Raw genomic sequence first — 19494 nt, 5'->3', positions numbered from 1 at the left:
TGGACAGGTCGGTCGATGCTTCTGGCAGCCCCCTTCTTTTTTAAACATCATAATGTTGATAAATAAAAACCTGTTTAAAAATATCGGGGCGGAGTGCTATCTTGTGGCTATCAGGTGCAACCCAAGGGTATGAGTCCCATGACTATCGAACGTTATGCCACCAGCAAGCCTTTTCCGTTTGCCGATGCGGTGAAAGCGAACGGTTTTGTTTTTTTATCGGGCCAGGTATCCATGAGTACCACGGGTGAGCCTTTGCAGGGGTCGGTCACGGAGCAAACCAGGCGGATCATGCAATCTATCGCCGCGACGCTGGCCCGCACCGGTGTGGATCTCGACTCTGTGGTCAGGGTGCAGGTGTGGTTGAGCGACATGAAGCACTTCGCCGAATTCAATACCGAATATCGCAACTGGTTTACGAGCGGCTTTCCGGCCCGTTCGGTGACCAGCAGCACCTTGGCATTTGGGTTGGATGTGGAGATCGAAGTCCAGGCAATAGCGGCAACGAGAGGGGCGGCATGAATCTGGATCGCGAGAGCCTGCTCACCGTGTTGATGGCATCCCTCGAAACCCTCAAAACCACCATTCCCGCCAATACCGAAGCCGTATTGCATGATCTGACCCGGCCTGAAGAGTCCGTCATCGGTATCGTCAATGGGCACGTGAGTGGCCGGTGCGAAGGGGATGCCCTCCTGTCCGGCCCGGATGATGACATGGGATTCTTGGGGCTGCTCGATGGGGCATCCGATACCCGATACCGCACCTTCAGCGGTTATGTGTCGAGAACGGCGACCGGGAAGCGCTTGAATAGCGCATCGACCATCTATTACGGCGAGGGGGGCGTACCTTTGGTTGCCTTCTGCCTCAACGTCGATATGGAGGCGGTCAATCAGCTGAAACGCGACCTGGATTATCTGTTCCAGCCCGCCAGCATGGAGGAGGAGACGGATGGCAAATCGGGCACGATTTCCCTCCAGACGCTCGATGACGTGTTGCAGCGATACCGGCAGACCGGGGCTGAGAGCAAGATTGATTTCAGACGGCGTGTCGTGTCCGAGATTCATGGGCTGGGCTTTTTCAAAATAAAAGGCAGTGTCAATCATGTCGCCAGGGCGCTGGGGGTGACGCGATATACGATTTACAACTATCTGGAGAGATTTGATGAAAAATAGTGGCTCGACAAGGATCCCCTTCTATCAAGTGGATGCCTTTACCTCCCAGCCCTTTGGTGGCAATCCGGCCGGGGTGTGTCCCCTGGAGACCTGGCTGGAGGATGAGGTGCTCCAGTCCATCGCCATTGAAAACAATCTGTCAGAGACGGCTTTCTTCATTCCGACGAATGATGGTTATCACCTGCGCTGGTTTACCCCCGGGGTTGAAGTGGATCTGTGTGGCCACGCGACCCTGGCCGCCGCCTGGGTACTGTTCAACAAGCTGGGCCATGCCGATGAGCAGATCCGGTTTCACACCCGCAGCGGGCTGCTCACGGTGACTCGCTCGGGTCATGAATACTGCATGGATTTCCCGGCCAAGGTGGCGACACCGATAGAGACCCCCGCCGGTCTGCTGGCCGCTCTGGGTATTGATGGCGAGGTGGTCGGGGTATGGCGGTCCGATGACTTGATCGTGCTGGTGAATGACAAAGAAGTCATTGAAGGGCTGGCCCCGGATTTCAATACCCTGGTGCAGTTTGATACCCGTGGTGTCATCGTGACGGCGGCCGATGATCGCTTCGACTTTGTCTCCCGCTGGTTCGGGCCTCAGGTCGGCGTCAACGAGGATCCGGTGACCGGCTCTGCACACACCTTCCTCGCACCGTTCTGGGCCGCTCGCACAGGCAAGCGGGAGTTGATTGCCCAGCAAGGGGGGGCACGCAAGGGGACACTCCGCTGCCTGGTGCGTGATGATGGTCGCGTGGAGCTATATGGCGAGGCCCGCATGACCATTGAAGGTACCTTCCTGCTGTAATCCATCAGGCCGCACCAGATGTGCCTGCACCATCAAGCATGTATCAACCAGAGTGAGCACATGATTGGCGGCGCCATCAGCAGGATCTCGCCTTTGGGTCGCCCTGCTAGCCGAGATGTCGGGAGCCGATACCCGACTTGATGCCCGCCAGGATCCGAAGAGGCTCCGCAAGGAGCGATAGGAATAAGGAACGATAGGAGTATGGAAAACAACGTCTGGCTGGTGATCAGCGCCCATCGCAGCGAATACCCGGAGCCCATCACCTTCGTCAAGGGCACCCCGCTTATGGTGGGTGAGCGGTATGAAGGGGCAGAGGATTGGCAGGATTGGCAGGATTGGTTCTTCTGCCAGTGTGCGGGCCAACAAGGGGGCTGTGTGCCGGCTCAGCTTATCGAGTGGCTGGACAAGGGCCAGGCCCGTGCCCGGGAGGACTACACGGCCCGGGAGCTGAACGTGCAGCCGGGTGATCAGCTGATTGGCCATCGGATGATCAACGGCTGGATCTGGTGTGACAACGCCGAGGGAACGGCCTCTGGCTGGGTGCCACTGGCCAATCTACAAGCGCTGCGGGAGCCATAAACCCTTAGTGGCGCCACGGACGCTCTGCTGTGCTCCTTCGTCTGCTGTTCAATAGGATGAACAGTCTGTCCATATTGTCCGTCTATATCCATCAATAACTTGTTCTTACACTGCCTCTCATCTTGAAGGATGTGTCCATGATCCGCTGGCAAGTCGCGGCGAGGGGCATCCTTGGTCCATGTGTCTCTTGATAGGGGAGTGTGATAATGAAAGCAGACAAGCTGGTGTCGATAGCGGTACTCAAGGCCAAAGCGGGCATGGGAGAGGCGCTGCGGCGCGAGTTGCAAAAGCTCGTCGCGCCGACCCGGCGTGAGCCGGGCAACCTCGATTACGTGTTGTTCGAGCTCAAGGATGAACCGGGCACCTTCTATATGCGGGAAGCCTTCGTCAGTCAGGCAGCGCTCGATGCGCATTGTGCCACCGACTATTTCCAGGGCTTTGCCAGCCGGGCCGATGTGCTGCTGGCCGAGCCCCTGCGTCTCATCTTCCTGGAGGAGGTGGGCCCCTTGGCCTGATGGACACACCGCTTTTGAGAGGCGATGTGCCAGTGATGCAGGCCCTGGCTTCGCTATCCTTGCCAAGGGGATTGGCGATGTGAACAGAGACCCGAGCGGTGGATGGGTGAAACACCCGTCTGCCGTGCTGGGGAGGGAAGGCGCTGAGCCGGGCTCATGGGAGGCGACATGAAGAGGACTCTGGTGCTGGTACGTCACGGCAAGTCCATCTGGGCAGATACTGATCTGCCGGATAGAGAGCGGCCACTGGCCGAGCGCGGCAAGCGCTACGCCCCCATGATGGGCAGGCGCCTGGCGCAGGAGGGGGTGATACCGGATCTGATCCTCTCAAGCCCCGCTTGTCGGGCACGGGAGACGGCGCGCCTGCTTGCCGATGCGCTTCAATATCCTGGGGAGATAGCCCTGGATGAGCGGATATACGAGGGAGAGGTTCGCACCCTGCTGGCGCTGATAGGGGAGCTTGCAGACGACAAGAAGTGCGTGATGCTGGTGGGGCATGATCCCGAGTTCACTGCGCTGGCTCACCGCTTCTCCCGGGGGATCACCCGGATGCCCACCTGCGCCGTGGCCCGTTTTCTCTTCGAGGGGGCGTCCTGGTCGGTCATCCCTGACCGCGTTCCAGTCCGTGTCTGGTTTGATTGCCCCAAGCAGCCGTAAGCCCGTGTCATCGGGCGCCTCGCCTTCATGACAGCAGGGGCCTTCGCCCCTGCCTGTTTTTTCCCGATTTCCCTAGCTCACCGTGAAGGATAGCATCATGCCGGTATCCTCGTGCTCCAGCAGGTGGCAGTGGGCCATGTAGGCACGCTCTTTGGGGGCTGGGTGATCGAACTGAATGAGCACCTCGCTCTCACCCCCCTCGATTCTGACCATGTCCTTCCAGCCGCTGCGATGGGGCAGGGGCGTGAGGCCGTTCTCTTTCAGGATGCGAAAACGGGCGCCATGGATATGGAAGGGGTGCAGCATCATGTCCCCCTTGCCGGAGAGGGTCCAGTGTTCCAGTTTGCCCCGCTTGGCCTCAAAGGCCGGTACGCCCATCTCGAAGGCCTGATCGTTGATGCGATTTGCACTGAAGAGGCGCTCTCCCAGCGGCGTCATGCCTGCGTCCCCCCCCTGGGACATCCCCGCCATGGCGCCGTGATCCATGCCTTTCATGTCCTTCATGCCTTTCATGGCTGGCATGGGCTTGTCGGCCGGGGCACCGTGATCGGCCATGCTGATGCCGCTCATGGCCGCCGGTCCATATTGTTCCATGAGTCGCTGCATGCCGATCCTGTCGAGCGCCGGATCCATGGAGAGTTGGAAGTGACGACGAGTCCAGCTCCCATCCTCGGTGGGCAGGGGCGGGAGGCTTCTCAGCTGATCCGGCAGGCTCGATGTGATGCTCTGGGAGGCGGGAGTCAGGGTGAGCAGCGGCAGCGGCTGATCGAAGGGGGGCAAGGCCATGCCCATCTGGCTGACGGGCAGGGCGAGCAACTCGACGCGCTTGTCCTGGAGCTCTACCAGCACTTCGAAGCGCTCCCCCATCAGCACCTCCAGTTCGGTGAGTTTGACGGGCTCGGGCAGGAAGCCGCCGTCCGAGGCGATCACATAAAAGGGTTGGTTGTTACCGAGGGCCAAGCGCAGGGAGCGAGCGTTGCAGCCATTGAGGATCCGCAGCCGAACCCAGCCGCGGGGCGCCTGATGCTGAGGGGCCAGGGCGCCATTGACCAGGGGCAAGTCCCCGAACCAGCCCACGGCGGCGCTCATCTCATCGAGCCGATAATCGATCTGTCCCTTGCCGTCGAGCCGCTTGTCCTGAATGACCACGGGCAGATCGTTGATGCCCCAGCGGGCGGGGAGTGGCCAGCGGGCGCTCTCCTCGTCGTCGATGAGAATGAGGCCGGCGAGCCCCATGGCCACTTGACGTCCGGTCTTGCCGTGGGCATGGGGGTGGTACCAGCAGGTGGCGGCGGGTTGGGTCAGGGTGAAGCGGCTGGTGAGGGTCTCTCCCGGTCCTATCATGGCCTGGGGGCCACCGTCGGCATCGCCCGGGATCTCCAGGCCGTGCAGATGAACTGTGGTGGTTTCCGGCAGCTGGTTCAGGGTATGGAGCTGGACGACCTGCCCGGTACGCAGTTTCCAGGTCGGGCCGAGCAGGGCGCCGTTGTATCCCCAGGTCACCGCCTCCTTGCCGCGCCAGGCGGTGACTCCCGCCTTGGCGGTCAGGGCGATATTGCCCTGGGCATCCGGGGAGAGCAGGGGCGGGATGGGCAGGCTGGGGGCTTCGGCGGCGGAGAGAAAACGGGCATAGGAGAGGGGCAGTGCACCGGCGAGGCCGAGCAGGGCGCTTCGGATCAAAAAGTCACGTCTGTTCATCGCATTCATCTCCTGGGAAATCATGGTCAAGGTCACCTTGGCTCTTCCCCCTGATGGAAGGTCAAGCCGACCACCGGTACCCGGGTACCCTGTTCGTTCATCGAGGGTCAGGGTTCATCTGCTGGCTCATGGTGTCGATGAAGTCGCGAAGCACAGGCGCGATGGGCTTCCCGGCCTCCTCGGGGGCATAGAGTACGCAGACATCGGCCGGGATCGGCTGCTCTAGGCGCACGAAACGCACGTGTGGCCATTTTTGGTGAGCATAGCTGGCAGGCGCCAGGGCTACCTGCTGACTGGTGGCGACCACGGCCATCAGGGTATTGGGTTCAACCACCTCCTGATTGAGCTGGGGATAGAAGCCCTCCATCAGGCAGGCGTTGATGATGAGATCGGTGGAGGCCGAGTTGGCCCGGCTCATCAGTACGAAGCGCTCGCCCGTCAGCTCGGTGAGGGAGACCCGCTTGCGATCCCGCAGCGGGTGTTCATCCGATACTGCCAGCATCATGGACTCGGGATAGACGCTCTCGGCCTGCAAGGGGTGGATGTTGAAGGTGTCGGCAAAGCGGGCAAGGCCCAGGTCTATCTCCTTGTTGGCCAGCGCCAGCTTCTGTTTCTCCGGCGACAGCTCGGTAAAGGTGATCTCGTACTCGGGATGCAACCGATGGCACTGCCTGATCACCTCGCCAAAACCGGCCCAGAAGATGGAGCTGACCAGCCCGATGCGGATCTGGTTGTGCTCCATCCGTCCCGCCTGCACCACCTTGTTGAGGCCGCTTTCCAGTACATCGAACAGCAGGGCGCACTCCTCCATCAACCGTCGCCCCGTGGGGGTGAGGCTGACCTGGCGGGTGTGGCGCTCGAACAGGGTCAGCCCGAGCACGGTTTCCAGCTCCTTGATCTGGGCGCTCAGCGGTGACTTGGAGACGTTCAGTTGCTCGGCGGCCCGACTGAAGTGACCACAGCGCGCCACTTCGTGGAAGTAGCGCAGCATCTTGAGTGTGACGCGCTCGCGCCAGTGACTGTCCAGGGACAAAATAACCTCCGATGGATTGATGAGGCGGGGTGAGATCCCCGTCAAACATTGGGCATTCGCCGCCACGGGCAGGCCTCTGCCTGCGGGGGGCGCAGGGGATCCGGTTCACACTTTGACCTCCGCTCGTGGGGCCCGCTTACCCCTCATGCTCTCTTCATGGCAACAAGGTGGTGTCAATTGGAATCATTTCTGCCTGTTTTCCCTCCCGGCTCGCCATGCTGATGGATTTATTGTGCCGAAAATCAGGATAAAAGAACCGATTTTAATGATTTTTTTAGCTATGTGTCTTCCCTAGAGTGAACCCATCAGTCATCACTCACGAGGTTCATCCCATGCAACAAGATCCCGTTCTGAACGCCGTCGCCACCATTTTGTCCCGCAAACCGGGCTTCGCCCCCCGGGCCGCCATGATCCTGGGATCGGGCCTAGGGGTGTTGGCCGATGCGCTGGAAGAGAGAGTCAGCATCCCCTACGAGGAGCTGGACGGTTTCCCGGTCAGTACCGTGGCCGGTCACAGCGGCGAGCTGGTGCTCGGCAAGCTGCACGGCGTCGACGTCATCTGCATGAAGGGGCGTGGTCACTACTATGAGCACGAAACCATGAAGGTGATGACCACCCCGGTGCGCACCTTCAAGCGCCTGGGCTGCGAGCTGCTGCTGGTGACCAATGCGGCAGGCTCATTGCGCCCCGAGCGGATCGGCGTGGGCTCCCTGGTCATCTTCAACGATCACATCAACACCATGCCGGGTACGCCCATGACGGGGGCCAACGACGAGGCCTACGGCCCGCGCTTCTTCAGCCTGGCCAACGCCTATGACAAGACATTGCGGCAAGAGGCGCAGGCGATTGCCGACGCAGAGGGGATCGCCGTCAATCAGGGGGTCTTCGTCTCCTACAGCGGCCCCTGCTTCGAGACTGCCGCCGAGATCCGCATGATGCAGATCATCGGCGGTGACGTGGTAGGCATGTCGGTGGTACCCGAGGTGATCAGCGCCGCCCATTGCGGTCTGCCGGTGCTGGCCGTCTGCGCCATCACCAACATGGCCGAGGGGCTGGGTGACGTGCAGCTCTCCCACGAGCAGACCCTCAAGTGTGCCAAGTTGGCGGAAGCGGACTTCATCCGCCTCATCAACGCCTTCGTGCAGCGCCACTTCCAGTAACGGTTGACCAGGAGGTCATATGTTTGCAGCAGGATTTCTCGGCATGGCGGCCCTCGTGCTCATCGCCGTGCTCGCCTCGACCAATCGCAGGGCCATTCGCCTGCGCACCGTCGGGCTGGCGCTGGCCTTGCAAGTGGCCATTGGCGCGCTGGTGCTCTACGTGCCGCTGGGACGGCGGGCACTGGAGGGGATGGCCCACGGGGTGGATGCCGTGCTGGCGAGCGGCAAGGCGGGTATCCACTTCCTGTTTGGCAACCTGGTCAACTTCTCGGTGGACGGCATCGGTTTCGTGTTCGCCCTCAACGTGTTGCCGCTGGTGGTCTTCTTCTCGGCGCTGATCGCCGTGCTCTACTACCTCGGCATCATGCAGGCGGTGATCCGCGTCATCGGTGGTGGCATGGCCAGGCTGCTCGGCACCTCCCAGACCGAGTCCATGTCGGCGGTGGCCAACGTCTTCGTCGGCCAGAGCGAGGCCCCCCTGGTGGTCAAGCCCTACATGCCGAAGATGAGCGACTCCGAGTTCTTCGCCGTCATGTGTGGCGGCATGGCGTCGGTCTCCGGCACCGTGCTCGCGGGCTACGCCATGATGGGGGTGGACATGCAATACCTGCTGGCGGCCTCCTTCATGGCAGCGCCAGGGGGCATACTGTTTGCCAAGCTGATCATCCCCGAAACCAGCCAGCCGGACTATGTGTTCGACAACAGCATCCAGTTCGATGGCAAGAAACCGGAAAACGTGCTGGCTGCCGCCGGGGAGGGGGCCAGCAGTGGCCTCAAGCTGGCCGCCGCCATCGGTGCCATGTTGATCGCCATGATAGGGCTGGTGACCCTGGTCAATACTTTGCTCGGCGGGATAGGGGACATGATGGGCATGTCCCTCTCCCTTGAGCTCATCCTGGGCTGGATCTTCTCGCCGCTTGCCTTCCTGCTGGGGGTGCCGCTCGCGGATATCGGTGTTGCCGGTGCCATGATCGGCAAGAAGCTGGTGGTGAATGAATTCGTCGCCTACAGCGATCTCGCTCCCTACCTGAAAGACGCGAGCACCGTGAGCGCGGCCGGTCTGCAGGTGCTGGAGGAAAAATCCAAGGTGATCATCAGCTTCGCGTTGTGCGGTTTTGCGAACCTGGCCTCCATGGGGATCCTGATCGGTGGCCTCGGTACCCTCTGCCCCTCACGGACCGATTTCATCGCCCGCCACGGCCTGCGCACCGTGCTGGCGGCCACCTGTTCCAATTTGATGAGTGCTGCCATCGCCGGGATCTTCTTCTCCCTGGCGCTCTGACGCTCACTTCTCTGTGCGGGGCGCTGCGGCGCCCCTTTTTATGACCCTGATCCCAACCATGTCGGAGCTTCTTATGTCCCCAGCCAATCTCTGGATATCAAACAGGCCGCCCGCCTGGCCATCAGCCTGATGGATCTCACCAGCCTCAACGACGACGACACCGATGCCCGTATCCTGGCGCTCTGTCAACAGGCGGCGACCCCGCATGGCCATACGGCTGCGGTCTGTGTCTATCCCCGTTTTGTCGCCCTGGCACGCCAGGCCCTCGCTACCCAGCACACCCCTGCGATCAAGGTTGCGACCGTGGTGAACTTCCCCGGTGGGGATCAGGATCCGGACGCCGTGCTGGCCGAGACTCGCGCAGCACTCGCTGACGGCGCCGACGAAGTTGATCTGGTGATCCCCTGGCGCGCCCTGATGGCCGGGGACGAGGCGCCTGCCCGAGCACTGGTAAGCCGCTGCAAAGCACTCTGCGGTGATAGGGTGCTCAAGGCGATCATCGAGTCCGGCGAGTTGAAGACGCCCGCACTCATTCGCGCCGCCTCTCTGCTCGCTATCGAGGAGGGCGCCGATTTTATCAAGACCTCCACCGGCAAAGTGCCGATTAATGCCACCTCGGAAGCCGCTCGCACCATGCTGGCGGCCATCGCCGACTCGGGAGCCCGGCAGCGGGTCGGTTTCAAGGCTGCGGGCGGGGTGCGCAGTGCACAAGAGGCCGCCGATTATCTGGGCATGGCGCAGGAGCTGCTTGGCGAGCGCTGGCCGGATGCGGCCCATTTTCGCTTCGGCGCCTCCAGCCTGCTCACGCAGTTGCTGGCGGTGTTGAATGAAGAGGAAGAGGGGGTGGCGTCCGCATCCACCTATTGAGTCCCGGCAATCCCATGGCGCCTCCCGGGGCGCCTTCATCAGAGATCCATTCCATGTTCCATCATCGTTTCCCTGTCGCCCTGGCCCACGGCAAGGTGCTGCTGTTCACCCTGCTCATCAGCCTCTCTTTCCCCATCGGCAGCGCCCTGACGGCGGCGCTCTGCTTCGTGGTGTTGCTGACGGGTCAGCGCAAGCTGGTACTGCCCTCATGGCGGGATCTGGGGCGCTATACCCTGATCTGCTTGCCGGCGCTTTGTTACTTCGTCGCCATGTTCGTGGCCTTGCAGGAGACCAGCGCCCTGGATGCCAGTGCGCTCTATACCACAGTGCCGTTGATCAGCGCGCTGGCTGGTATGGTGATCATGAGAAAACCCATCGGCCTGTGGACGGGGCTGGCCCTGATGGGAGGCATGGTCGCTGCGGCCCTCATCATCTTTCGGGGCGATCTCGGCCAGCTGGCATCGCTGAAGCTGACCGCCAGCAACCGCCTCTATCTGCTCGGCTGCGTGGCCATGGCCCTCAACCCCATCGTGGTCAAGTGCTGCTATCGGGGGGAATCCTTCGTCCACCTCACCTGCTGGACCCTGATCTGCGCCAGTGTCCTGCTCACGCTGGTGACGGCCCCCCGTTTGCTGGCCGCAGACTGGCAGGCCGTCACCCTGCCGCTCTGGCTGGGCATGGGTTATCTGGCGCTCTTCGCCACGGCCCTGAGTTTCTTCCTGTTCCAGCAAGGTAGCGTGGCGCTGCGGCCGGAGCAGGTATCGGCCTACACCTTCCTCATTCCGGTGCTGGTGCTGCTCTGCGATCGGTGGCTGGGCAGTGCCATTCCCTGGCAACAGGTGGGTGGGGGAATAGCCGGGGTTCTGATCGCCATGGGGGTGATGGTGTGGGCGCCAGCCCGCGGCACCGTCCGAACTCAGACCGGCACGGGCTGACATCGCCGTTGCCGGCGGGCCTTGTCAGCTCTGGGGTATCCTCACTCCCTTGTCGAGATAGAGGCTGCTGTAGTGGGCACGGTGGGTGACCAGCATCACCTGATGGCGACTGCCGTCGGAGAGGATGATGAAATCCCCGGCTTGGGCGGGGCTTTGCAGGGCGATTTCGTGCTCGGGGGCCGTCAGTTTGTCGGCTTCTTCGCGAAAGCTGAGGGTGTAAGAAAACATATGGCGCTCCACGACAGGCACATATACAGACACGTATTCACAACTCTAGCCGTCAGTGCCGGGATCCGCGGCGCCCGAGCGGCACCGATGGCGCAGATAGTTCATCAAAGGGGGAGGGGCTGGGAGTTCAGGGCCGACCGCTCAGCAGGATGGCGCTGCCCAGGGTGATAAAGAGCCCGCCAGTGATGCGACCAAACAGACGCCGGCTGCGCCCGGGATGGAAGTAGCGACCGGCGCGCCTTGCCAGGGCAACATAGCAGAGGTGCACCAGGCTGACGATGATACAGATGGTGAGATACATGGTGATGAACTGCAGGGGCAGCGGGCTCTGGTGATCGAGAAACTGGGGCAGCAGGGCACAGAGGAAGATGATGGTCTTGGGGTTGCTGGCCGAGACTAAAAAGGCCTCCCGCAAGAAAGAGAGGGTCGTCCTGGTGCGCTGCTGGCCGGTTGAGGGGAGCGCACCCGGTGCGTTTTCCCTGGCCGCCCGCAGCGCCTTGTATCCGAGATAGACCAGATAGCCACCCCCTGCCAGCTTGAGGGCGATGAAGAGGGGGGGCAGGGTTTGCAGCAGGGCACCCACCCCCATGGCGACCAGGGTAATGAGCATGGCCTGGCAGCAAAGATTGCCGAGAATGCTGATGATGGCGGCACGCCAGCCGTGCTGAAGGCCGTTTTTCACCACCAGCAGTACGTTGGGGCCCGGGGTCAGCGTCGCCAGCAGATAGGCCAGCAGGAACAACATCCATGTGTGCGGATCCATGAGCACTTCCTTGATGCCAAAGCAGCATGATGCCAGCGAATTTGACGCCCCGTCCAGCGGCTTGTCGGTTCCTTTTCGGGCCGCGTGCAGCCGCCATGTCGGGTTAGCACAGCCTGCTGTTCATGATACATCTGGCAGCCAGAGATATAAAAAAACCGCCATCAGGCGGTTTTTATTGCTGCCAAGTCCTATTTCAGGGCTTTTTTGAGCTTCTTGATCTTGCTCTCCTGCTTGGCGATCTTCGCTTCGCGGGATTTGATCTGCTTCTTGATCTCTTTTTTGGACGCTTTGGCCATGGTATTTCTCCTTGTTTGAAGGGCGGCGTGTTGCCCTTGAGGGTCTTTCCATCGACATCGCACTGATGGTTGGGTGAATGGTGCTGTGGCCCGATGCGCCTTGTCCTGAGTTGTGGCTCTGGCGTCCGGCCGGGGGAGAAACGGACTCATTCTGCCTGTTTCCCCCTGTCACCAGCGTCTCTACAACCTAGTGTTATTTGTCCACAAAGCAAGCAAAAAATCCGGATCAAGAGTCAAGTGATGACGCTTTTGATGGGAAAACCCTGGCCCAGGGAGGTGAAGAAAACAGATTTTGCATCAATGGTTTGGCAATAAAAAAGCGCCCAGTGGGCGCTTTGATGGCAATGCCGAGGAGGGATCAGGCCTTCTTGAGGTAGGCGGCGACCAGCACGATCTGCACGCCATTGACCTTGCCTTCGATGTGAAGGGGGTTGTTGGTCAGGCGGATCCCCTTGACCAGGGTGCCGCGCTTGGCGGTGAAACCGCCGCCCTTGACCTCCAGATCCTTGATCAGGGTGACCGAGTCTCCTTCCACCAGCACTGCGCCGTTGGAGTCGACGGTGGGCACGCTGTCGTCATCATCGGTTGCCATGCCCGCTTCGGCCCAGGCCTTGGTCTCTTCTTCCATGTACATCATGTCCAGCATGTCCTGCGCCCAGATCTCGCCACGAGCAGCCAGGGCCTTGAGCTGGCGCCAGGCCATGACTTGCACCGCAGGGACCTGGCTCCACATGCTGTCGCCGAGGCAACGCCAGTGGTTGACCACTGTGGTGTCCGGCTGCTCCAGCTGACCATGACAGGTGGCACAAAGCGCCACGCTATGATCGTCGTCGCTGGCGGGGGAGTGGGGCACCGGGAAGGCAGTCAGAGTCTGCTCCGCTCCACAGAGTTCACACTTGGCGCCCGCGCGCGCTTGCAGGATGGCATTGATGGTCATGTTTCGATTCCGTTTATAGGGGGAAAACGGCCCGCCAGAGCGTGCCGTGCTTACAAGGGGGCGGAATATAGCACAAATCCACGTTGTTTGTCAGGCTACCCGGGTCATTGGGGTTGCGTGGCTACCAGACAAGGGACCTTGGTGAGCGGCGTCGCGTCTTTGCCGGAGTGGCCGATGCAGGCTGGACGGTGGCCGTGTATCGAGGTGGGCAAGGGATGCATTTTGGCGGCAGATCGCTAGAATGAGCCTCCTTTTTATTGCAGGACAAGCTTGCCGTGCTCGCTCATCGCTTTCAACAACTGGACGGCTTGCTGACGCAGACCCGGCGCTGGTGGCAATACCAGCCCTATCACCACCTGAGCCTCGCCTTCGCCGAGGAGGCACCCGCCCTGGCCGATTGCCTCAATGCACTTGGTCTGGATGAGGTCATGGCGCTCGACGCCGACATGGGGGCGCTGTGCGACCTGCTCGCCCCCTGGATCCCGCAAGGGGCCGAGCTGCATGCCCTGAGTGAGCTTGCTCCCTTCATCCCCGACGCCATCACCTGCGGCAAGGGGATGGCGATGTATATGCCGGGACGCAAGCAGGCCCAGATTGAGGCCTTCGTCGGTACTCTGCCAGCCCATCAGGGGCCCTACTTGGAGTGGTGTGCCGGCAAGGGACACCTTGGGCGCCTGGTCTCCCTGCATCGGGGGGCGGAGGTGACCAGCCTGGAGTTGCAGGGGCAGCTGTGCGAGGAGGGGCGCGCGCTGGCGGCCCGGGACGGCGCCAGGATGCAGTTTGTGAAGGCCGACGCCTTCGCTCCCGAGTCGGGAGCCCTCATCGGTACGGAGCACCACGCCATGGCCCTACACGCCTGTGGCGAGCTGCATACCCATCTGCTGGAGCGGGTCGCCGAACGGGGGGCGAGGGGAGTGACGCTTTCCCCCTGCTGCTATCACCTTATTCGCGGCGACCACTATCGGCCCCTGTCCGAGGCGGCGAAGGCCAGCCGTTTGCACCTTGGCAAGAGCGATCTCAAGTTGCCGCTGCAGGAGACGGTGACCGGCGGTGCCCGCATCGCCCGTCTGCGCGAGCAAGAGGTCGTGTGGCGCCTGGCGTTTGATTGCCTGCAGCGGGCGGTGCGCGGGGTGGATGCCTATATGCCGGTACCCAATATGCAAAAGAGTCTGCTCACCGACGGTTTCGAGGCATTCTGTGGCTGGGTCGCCGCGCGCAAGGGACTGGTGCTGCCTGCCGGGCTCGACTATGCCGCCTTCCTGGCAAAGGGAGAGCAGCGCTACGGGGATGTCGCCCGCATGGAGCTGGTACGCCACCTGTTTCGCCGCCCGCTGGAGATCTGGCTCATGCTCGATCGCGCCCTCTTCCTGCAAGAGCAGGGCTATCGGGTGGAGGTGGGGGTGTTTTGCGACAAACCGGTGACACCGCGCAACATTCTTATCCGGGCGGTACTCCCCTGATCGCCAGCCCTATTGCGGCCCGGCAGAACAAGCCATAGCAGGCCACTGGCATCAATCTTGGCCGTATCAGCGGATATTAAGGGGAAAGGAGGCCTGACTCACAGGACCGGGCAACTTATTTTTGCCAGCGCACCGTCGTTAAATGTTTATATCCCTCTTATCGATGCTGGAATATCGTCGCAGGCGATAATCCGGGGGGCGCGTTATCACAAAGTGAAATAGCTCACAGAATCATCAGATTCTTAATTCTCGTCGTGAATTTAGTAATTCAAACGCCTATGCTCGGCCTGTCCATTATTTCACGACAAGGATTGCCATCATGTTCCAACCCAAGTTCTGCGCCTGGCTGGTGACGGCGCTGTGCGCCTCCTCGGCGCAGGCCGCCATGAATATTCAGCCCGATCCACAAAATAGCGGTGGCTATGTGATTGCCGCCGCCGATATAACGGCCGTTGAAAAATCCAAGACGGCCAATCCCATGTATGGCGTCTGGTCAAAGGCCTTGGCCACGCGCCCCAATGTCATCGTGGATGCCATAGTGCCGCGCCTTGCCAGCAATCCGGAAAACGTGAAACGGGTCGAGCGGGTATTTACGGAATCGGATTGGGACTTTCTCGCCCAGATGGCCGCGCCTGAATATACCTATGAGCGCTTCTTGCGCGCCGTCGGTAAATTCCCCGCCTTCTGTGGTGAATATACCGATGGTCGCAATGCGGATGCCATCTGCAAGAAATCCATCGTGACCGCCTTTGCCCATTTCGCCCAGGAGACCGGTGGTCACATCGCCAAGAATAACAGTTCGGATAATCCCCTCGGCCTGGAAGAGTGGCAGCAGGCGCTGGTGCATGTGCGGGAGATGGGATGGTCGGAAGGGCAGACTGGCTACACCACGGGTTGTGGCCAGAATGACTGGCAAAACAAGAAATGGCCCTGTGCCAACGGCCAGGGCTATTTTGGCCGCGGGGCCAAGCAGCTCTCCTATCACTTCAACTACGGCGCCTTCTCCGAGGCGATGTTCGATGGGGATGCCAGCGTACTGCTCAACGATCCCGGCCGGGTTGCCGACTCCTGGCTGAACCTGGCCTCGGCCATCTGGTTCTTCCTGACCCCGCAGGCCCCCAAACCCGCCATGCTGCATGTGATTGATCGTACCTGGGTTCCCTCCCAGCGCGAGATTGCCGCCGGAATTGGCTATGGCTTTGGCACCACCATCAACGTCATCAATGGTGGTATCGAGTGTGGCGAGCAGAATAAAGACAAGGGGCAACCGGTCAACCGCATTCGTTATTGGGAAGGGCTGGCAGCCCATTACGGGATCCCCCTGCTGGCGGATGAAAAAAATACCTGCTGGCAGCAGACCCCTTACGGCAGTCTGAATTTGAACGGTGCCACCGATGTGCTTTATACCAACTGGGATGGCAACTGGAAATATTACGCCGACAGACCCGGTGGTTATTCCTTCGAGTGCGAGCTGGTGGGCTTTCAGACCGCTTATTCGGCACTGGTGCCGGGGGATTATGAGAAGTGTGTGACCAATGCCTATGGCTCTCATGCCAGTTGGCCCAAGGTCAGAATTGTCGCCAAGCTGGATCCCGCCCCGGTCGATCCTTCCAATCCGCCCGTTGGCGATATTCCAGCCTGGGTGGCCAGCAAGGTATATACGGCCGGCAACAAGGTGAGCCATCAAGGCGTCATTTATCAGGCCAAGTGGTGGACGCAAGGGGACGATCCCACCAAGGGTGGCCCCTGGGCACCAGCTGCCTGATCAATAATCAGGTTCTCATGTGCAAAGCCTGATCAACAATAAAAATGCCGGGTCTATTCCCGGCACTTTTATTCATGAGGGAGGCGCCAAGATATCGTTGGTGCGGGTACCGCCATCATATGGGGAGTTGATTTGAAACCATGGCTGCTTTATTGATAGCGGCTCTTTTCCATTTCGAATCCAATATGATCTTCTCTTCGGTGCGACTCTGCCCGGTTTGCCAGCAGCGACTATTTCCATTCAAGGCGACGCTGATCAGCCCCAAACTTAAATTCAATTGCAAGCACTGTGATACCCGGCTTGAGATGTATGAGGTGCGCCGCCGCCGCTTGTTAATGGGTTGCTGATGAGCGGCTTTCTTATGGTTGCGTTTCGGGAAAGCGATGACCTGTTGAGCCTGGCGTTTGGCATCAAGGCGGTACCCATCTTGCTGCTGATGACCTGTGTGTCGTTGAAAACCAGTGCCCTGAGAGTGTGGCAAGGGGCCCCCGGATTGGCACCATAGATCGCGTCTTGGGGCACAACTGCTCATTGGACAGATAAAAAGCGGCCATGGCAGCATCAGCTGGCGGCCATCAACAGGAGGAGTCGGTCATGAATATCGCCATCCATTTCGAGATCCCGGTACGGGATCTCGCGCGGGCCATCCGTTTCTACGAACGGGTGTTTGGACTCGAACTCGAGCGGGTCAATATCGATGGCAACGACATGGCCCTGTTCCCTCTGGACGACGTGGCCCCCGGTTGCTCGGGAGCTCTGGCCATGGGGGAGAGCTATGTGCCAAGCCTCGATGGCACCCGCATCTATCTGAGGGTGGCGGATATCGAACTGGCCATGGGCCGCGCCCTCGCGGCGGGGGCTCTGGTGCTCTACCCTGTCACTCGGGTGAGCGAGACTATCCGGGTGGCGGAGTGTCGGGACCCCGAGGGCAATCGCATCGCCCTGCAGGAGATGACGGCGGGCTGAGCCTTCACTATCAATCGACAAGGCCAAGGGGCCGGAACCCATATGATGACGATACGTATTGCCACCCCGGCGGATGTCGCCGGGATGTTCGAGGTGCGCACCCAGGTACGCGAGAACCATCTGTCCCTCGCCGAGCTGGCAGAGCTTGGGATCACCCCACAGAGCCTGCCCGCCATGCTGTGCGGTAGCAGATGCGGCTGGGTTGCCTGCGATGAGAGCAGGGTGGTGGCTTTTGCCATGGCGGATGCCGGTGAGGCGACTCTGTTTGCCCTGTTTGTGCGTCAGAGTCATGAGGGCAAGGGGCTGGGACGCCAGCTGATGCAGGCGGCCGAGCACTGGCTGGCGGCACAGGGTTGCCGCGAGGTATGGCTGCTGACGGACGCCGACAGGGCCGTCAGGACGAATGGGTTTTATCGTCATCTCGGCTGGCGGGATGACGGCATTCAGGACGATGGGCAGGTCCGCTTCACGAAGCCCTTGCCGGAGGTCGTCTGACGGAGCGGAACGGGCGGAACCCGCTCAAGTGAGAGGAGCAGGCCGAGGCATCGCTCTTATTTTTCTTCAGGAGGCGTTATGGAAGGTCATTGTCTGTGTGGCGGGATCGTCGTCTCGAGCGGCGATCACAAGGAAATCAACCTGTGTCACTGCGCCATGTGTCGGCGCTGGTCCGGTGGGCCCATGTTCGCGGTGCATGGCGGTACCCAGGTCAGCTTCAAGGGACTCACTCCGGTGGCCTACCGCTCCTCCGAATGGGCGGAGCGCGGCTTCTGCCCGACCTGCGGTACCCATCTCTTCTACCACCTGCTGCCGACGGATGAATACATCCTCTCCGCTGGCCTGTTCCAGGGGGAGGCGTTCGAACTGACGAGCCAGATCTTCATCGACGAGAAGCCGGACTTTTATGCGTTAGAGAACGACACCCCGACCCTGACCGGTCAGCAGGTGTTCGAGCAGTTTGCCCCCAAGCCTTAAAGCAACCCATCGGCTCATGCCGTGTCACAAGCACGGGAGCCGTGGCCCAAGGAGACAGTCATGGATGAACAGCCCAAGGTGAAGGGACCCGCCTCTTATTTTCCCTCCATCGAACAGAAATATGGCCAGCCCATCGCGCATTGGCTGGGGCTTCTGGCAAGCCGGGAAGAGCGAAAACACATGGCACTGGTGGCCTGGTTGAAAGAGGAGCATGACATGGGCCACGGCCATGCCAACGCCCTGGTGGCTTACTTCCTGGCGCAGGGGTAGCGCGTTTTGCTTGCCACTCGAAGATAAGCGTCGAGGGCTGCGTCCCTTCACTGGTAGCTGCGAGTGAATGCCATAGCGGCGGCAAGCTGGTTGGAGGGGCACTAGCCTCTAAGGCGAGGCAATGAGAGGAGAAGCAGGATGAAGATAAGCGTCAGCGTCTGGGTGAAGAGCCCCCTCGCCACCGTGTGGCAGTGCTGGAACACCCCCGCCAGCATCATGGCGTGGAACGCCGCCTCCGAGGATTGGCACACCGACAGCAGCCGGGTGGATCTGCGCGTCGGTGGGCGTTTCTGCCACCATATGGCGGCCCGGGATGGCAGCATCGGCTTCGACTTCGAGGGGACCTTCACCGCCGTGGATCCGCCCGGGCTGCTGGATTACGTCATGGACGATGGTCGTGAGGTCCAGGTGCGGTTCAGGGAGGGGGCGGGGGGAACCCGGGTGGAGGAGGTGTTCGACGCCGAATCCGAGCATAGCGAAGGGATGCAACGAGCCGGCTGGCAGAGCATCCTCAACAACTTCAAGCGGTATATGGAAAGCGCGCCCTGAGGCGCGCTTTTTCTGTTTGCCGTTCGGTATGCTTACTCTTCCACGTCCAGCAGCACCAGGATGGCGCTGTCGCCCCCCCACTCACGGGGGGCCTGGTGAAAGGCGCGCACATTGGGGTGCTGGGCCAGCCAGCTGGGAATACGCTGCTTGAGGATGTGTTTGCCGATGCCGTGCATCACCGAGGCAACGTGGATGTTCTCTTTTTGACACAGGGTCAGCAGGGCGGCCAGCTCCTGTTTCGCCTGGTGCTGGTTCATGCCGTGCAGATCGAGGTAAATTTCCGGCGGATAGCTGCCCCGCTTGAGCTTTTTCAGCTCGAAGGCCGACACATCTTCACGCACGAAACGGGTCGGGCCATCCTCCTCCAGATGGGGCTGGTATTCATCGCTGAAAAAGTGGTCAACCCCAAGCTTTTCGCGGCTCTCACGCAGTTCGCGTTTCTGCTTGACCGGGCGCAAGTCGGCCCTTATGGTATCTTGCTTTATTTTCCGGGTACCTTTGACCGCATCGCGAAACAGCAGGCTTTCCTCGTCTGTGGGTGAGGGCGTTTTTTTCATCAGGTACTCGTCTTGCTCGCTATATAAGAATGCTCGGGCC

23 protein-coding genes are annotated in these 19494 nt (G+C 60.8%); 17 read left to right on the top strand and 6 right to left on the bottom strand.

Features of this window, described 5'->3' with window-relative positions:
• Positions 1–138: 138 nt before the first annotated feature.
• The 6 genes from VZC39_RS10610 (at position 139) to VZC39_RS10585 (ending at position 3716) form a co-directional block, all read left to right on the top strand.
• Positions 139–519, top strand: coding sequence for a RidA family protein (locus VZC39_RS10610; RefSeq protein ID WP_434662345.1), 381 nt, complete (start codon positions 139–141; stop codon positions 517–519).
• Positions 516–1169, top strand: coding sequence for a helix-turn-helix transcriptional regulator (locus VZC39_RS10605; protein WP_349917622.1), 654 nt, complete (start codon positions 516–518; stop codon positions 1167–1169). Before VZC39_RS10610 ends, VZC39_RS10605 begins: the two co-directional genes overlap by 4 nt.
• Positions 1159–1965, top strand: coding sequence for a PhzF family phenazine biosynthesis protein (locus VZC39_RS10600; protein WP_349917620.1), 807 nt, complete (start codon positions 1159–1161; stop codon positions 1963–1965). Before VZC39_RS10605 ends, VZC39_RS10600 begins: the two co-directional genes overlap by 11 nt.
• A 201-nt stretch (positions 1966–2166) precedes the next feature.
• Complete coding sequence (locus tag VZC39_RS10595) at positions 2167–2544, top strand: SH3 domain-containing protein (protein WP_434662344.1); 378 nt, start codon at positions 2167–2169, stop codon at positions 2542–2544.
• Positions 2545–2750: 206 nt separating this feature from the next.
• Positions 2751–3059 (top strand): putative quinol monooxygenase, encoded by a 309-nt coding sequence (locus tag VZC39_RS10590; protein WP_434662342.1) that lies wholly within the window; start codon positions 2751–2753, stop codon positions 3057–3059.
• A 168-nt stretch (positions 3060–3227) separates the two neighbouring features.
• On the top strand, positions 3228–3716 hold the full coding sequence (locus VZC39_RS10585) for a SixA phosphatase family protein (protein ID WP_434662339.1): 489 nt from the start codon (positions 3228–3230) through the stop codon (positions 3714–3716).
• Between the two features lie 72 nt (positions 3717–3788).
• On the opposite strand, the gene cueO is transcribed toward VZC39_RS10585, so the two are convergent.
• Positions 3789–5414: a multicopper oxidase CueO gene (gene cueO / locus VZC39_RS10580; protein ID WP_434662337.1), complete on the bottom strand. Its 1626-nt coding sequence runs from the start codon at positions 5412–5414 to the stop codon at positions 3789–3791.
• 97 nt (positions 5415–5511) lie between these two features.
• Positions 5512–6447 carry a LysR family transcriptional regulator gene (locus VZC39_RS10575; RefSeq protein ID WP_349917608.1) on the bottom strand — a complete coding sequence of 312 codons (936 nt, stop codon included), beginning with the start codon at positions 6445–6447 and terminating at the stop codon, positions 5512–5514.
• Positions 6448–6779: 332 nt separating this feature from the next.
• Here VZC39_RS10575 and xapA point away from each other — a divergent pair, with 332 nt between their 5' ends.
• The 4 genes from xapA (at position 6780) to VZC39_RS10555 (ending at position 10691) form a co-directional block, all read left to right on the top strand.
• A complete protein-coding gene (gene xapA / locus VZC39_RS10570) occupies positions 6780–7607 on the top strand; it encodes a xanthosine phosphorylase (RefSeq protein WP_434662333.1) in 828 nt (275 codons plus the stop codon).
• A 19-nt stretch (positions 7608–7626) separates the two neighbouring features.
• The gene (locus VZC39_RS10565; RefSeq protein ID WP_349917605.1) at positions 7627–8889 is read left to right on the top strand and encodes a NupC/NupG family nucleoside CNT transporter; all 1263 of its coding nucleotides are present in this window, start codon (positions 7627–7629) and stop codon (positions 8887–8889) included.
• 129 nt (positions 8890–9018) lie between these two features.
• Positions 9019–9756 (top strand): deoxyribose-phosphate aldolase, encoded by a 738-nt coding sequence (gene deoC / locus VZC39_RS10560; protein ID WP_434662330.1) that lies wholly within the window; start codon positions 9019–9021, stop codon positions 9754–9756.
• 53 nt (positions 9757–9809) lie between these two features.
• Positions 9810–10691, top strand: coding sequence for a DMT family transporter (locus tag VZC39_RS10555; RefSeq protein WP_434662327.1), 882 nt, complete (start codon positions 9810–9812; stop codon positions 10689–10691).
• Positions 10692–10715: 24 nt separating this feature from the next.
• Here VZC39_RS10555 and VZC39_RS10550 read toward each other — a convergent pair whose 3' ends face one another.
• From VZC39_RS10550 to VZC39_RS10540, 3 genes are all read right to left on the bottom strand, one after another.
• Complete coding sequence (locus tag VZC39_RS10550) at positions 10716–10919, bottom strand: hypothetical protein (protein WP_349917601.1); 204 nt, start codon at positions 10917–10919, stop codon at positions 10716–10718.
• Positions 10920–11046: 127 nt separating this feature from the next.
• Entirely contained in the window at positions 11047–11682 is a 636-nt protein-coding gene (locus VZC39_RS10545; protein WP_434662325.1) for a LysE family translocator, read from the bottom strand.
• A 654-nt stretch (positions 11683–12336) separates the two neighbouring features.
• Entirely contained in the window at positions 12337–12915 is a 579-nt protein-coding gene (locus VZC39_RS10540; protein ID WP_434662323.1) for a PhnA domain-containing protein, read from the bottom strand.
• Positions 12916–13172: 257 nt separating this feature from the next.
• Here VZC39_RS10540 and VZC39_RS10535 point away from each other — a divergent pair, with 257 nt between their 5' ends.
• From VZC39_RS10535 to VZC39_RS10505, 7 genes are all read left to right on the top strand, one after another.
• Positions 13173–14375 carry a methyltransferase gene (locus VZC39_RS10535; protein ID WP_434662321.1) on the top strand — a complete coding sequence of 401 codons (1203 nt, stop codon included), beginning with the start codon at positions 13173–13175 and terminating at the stop codon, positions 14373–14375.
• A 319-nt stretch (positions 14376–14694) separates the two neighbouring features.
• A complete protein-coding gene (locus tag VZC39_RS10530) occupies positions 14695–16140 on the top strand; it encodes a chitinase (protein ID WP_434662319.1) in 1446 nt (481 codons plus the stop codon).
• A 594-nt stretch (positions 16141–16734) separates the two neighbouring features.
• Positions 16735–17106 carry a VOC family protein gene (locus tag VZC39_RS10525; protein ID WP_434662316.1) on the top strand — a complete coding sequence of 124 codons (372 nt, stop codon included), beginning with the start codon at positions 16735–16737 and terminating at the stop codon, positions 17104–17106.
• Positions 17107–17148: 42 nt separating this feature from the next.
• Positions 17149–17601 (top strand): GNAT family N-acetyltransferase, encoded by a 453-nt coding sequence (locus tag VZC39_RS10520; RefSeq protein WP_434662314.1) that lies wholly within the window; start codon positions 17149–17151, stop codon positions 17599–17601.
• 78 nt (positions 17602–17679) lie between these two features.
• Positions 17680–18078, top strand: a complete 399-nt coding sequence (locus VZC39_RS10515) for a GFA family protein (RefSeq protein WP_434662312.1) — start codon at positions 17680–17682, stop codon at positions 18076–18078.
• A gap of 60 nt (positions 18079–18138) precedes the next feature.
• Positions 18139–18348 carry a DUF4287 domain-containing protein gene (locus tag VZC39_RS10510; protein ID WP_434662311.1) on the top strand — a complete coding sequence of 70 codons (210 nt, stop codon included), beginning with the start codon at positions 18139–18141 and terminating at the stop codon, positions 18346–18348.
• Positions 18349–18486: 138 nt separating this feature from the next.
• Positions 18487–18897, top strand: coding sequence for an SRPBCC domain-containing protein (locus VZC39_RS10505; protein ID WP_434662309.1), 411 nt, complete (start codon positions 18487–18489; stop codon positions 18895–18897).
• A 32-nt stretch (positions 18898–18929) separates the two neighbouring features.
• Here VZC39_RS10505 and smrB read toward each other — a convergent pair whose 3' ends face one another.
• A complete protein-coding gene (gene smrB, locus VZC39_RS10500) occupies positions 18930–19454 on the bottom strand; it encodes an endonuclease SmrB (RefSeq protein ID WP_349917585.1) in 525 nt (174 codons plus the stop codon).
• Positions 19455–19494 lie beyond the last annotated feature (40 nt).

Source organism: Aeromonas sp. NJAU223, assembly GCF_051125555.1.
Lineage (GTDB): Bacteria > Pseudomonadota > Gammaproteobacteria > Enterobacterales > Aeromonadaceae > Aeromonas > Aeromonas veronii_G.
The sequence above is the reverse complement of the archived record's forward strand: the minus strand, read 5'-3'. Positions and strand labels throughout refer to the sequence as shown.

Bases quoted from the DNA above. Each gene is read 5' to 3' on its own strand.
- VZC39_RS10610 (WP_434662345.1), top strand. From the start codon at position 139: ATGACTATCGAACGTTATGCCACCAGCAAGCCTTTTCCGTTTGCCGAT.
- VZC39_RS10605 (WP_349917622.1), top strand. From the start codon at position 516: ATGAATCTGGATCGCGAGAGCCTGCTCACCGTGTTGATGGCATCCCTC.
- VZC39_RS10600 (WP_349917620.1), top strand. From the start codon at position 1,159: ATGAAAAATAGTGGCTCGACAAGGATCCCCTTCTATCAAGTGGATGCC.
- VZC39_RS10595 (WP_434662344.1), top strand. From the start codon at position 2,167: ATGGAAAACAACGTCTGGCTGGTGATCAGCGCCCATCGCAGCGAATAC.
- VZC39_RS10590 (WP_434662342.1), top strand. From the start codon at position 2,751: ATGAAAGCAGACAAGCTGGTGTCGATAGCGGTACTCAAGGCCAAAGCG.
- VZC39_RS10585 (WP_434662339.1), top strand. From the start codon at position 3,228: ATGAAGAGGACTCTGGTGCTGGTACGTCACGGCAAGTCCATCTGGGCA.
- cueO (WP_434662337.1), bottom strand. From the start codon at position 5,414: ATGAACAGACGTGACTTTTTGATCCGAAGCGCCCTGCTCGGCCTCGCC.
- xapA (WP_434662333.1), top strand. From the start codon at position 6,780: ATGCAACAAGATCCCGTTCTGAACGCCGTCGCCACCATTTTGTCCCGC.
- VZC39_RS10565 (WP_349917605.1), top strand. From the start codon at position 7,627: ATGTTTGCAGCAGGATTTCTCGGCATGGCGGCCCTCGTGCTCATCGCC.
- deoC (WP_434662330.1), top strand. From the start codon at position 9,019: ATGGATCTCACCAGCCTCAACGACGACGACACCGATGCCCGTATCCTG.
- VZC39_RS10555 (WP_434662327.1), top strand. From the start codon at position 9,810: ATGTTCCATCATCGTTTCCCTGTCGCCCTGGCCCACGGCAAGGTGCTG.
- VZC39_RS10550 (WP_349917601.1), bottom strand. From the start codon at position 10,919: ATGTTTTCTTACACCCTCAGCTTTCGCGAAGAAGCCGACAAACTGACG.
- VZC39_RS10545 (WP_434662325.1), bottom strand. From the start codon at position 11,682: ATGGATCCGCACACATGGATGTTGTTCCTGCTGGCCTATCTGCTGGCG.
- VZC39_RS10540 (WP_434662323.1), bottom strand. From the start codon at position 12,915: ATGACCATCAATGCCATCCTGCAAGCGCGCGCGGGCGCCAAGTGTGAA.
- VZC39_RS10530 (WP_434662319.1), top strand. From the start codon at position 14,695: ATGTTCCAACCCAAGTTCTGCGCCTGGCTGGTGACGGCGCTGTGCGCC.
- VZC39_RS10525 (WP_434662316.1), top strand. From the start codon at position 16,735: ATGAATATCGCCATCCATTTCGAGATCCCGGTACGGGATCTCGCGCGG.
- VZC39_RS10520 (WP_434662314.1), top strand. From the start codon at position 17,149: ATGATGACGATACGTATTGCCACCCCGGCGGATGTCGCCGGGATGTTC.
- VZC39_RS10515 (WP_434662312.1), top strand. From the start codon at position 17,680: ATGGAAGGTCATTGTCTGTGTGGCGGGATCGTCGTCTCGAGCGGCGAT.
- VZC39_RS10510 (WP_434662311.1), top strand. From the start codon at position 18,139: ATGGATGAACAGCCCAAGGTGAAGGGACCCGCCTCTTATTTTCCCTCC.
- VZC39_RS10505 (WP_434662309.1), top strand. From the start codon at position 18,487: ATGAAGATAAGCGTCAGCGTCTGGGTGAAGAGCCCCCTCGCCACCGTG.
- smrB (WP_349917585.1), bottom strand. From the start codon at position 19,454: ATGAAAAAAACGCCCTCACCCACAGACGAGGAAAGCCTGCTGTTTCGC.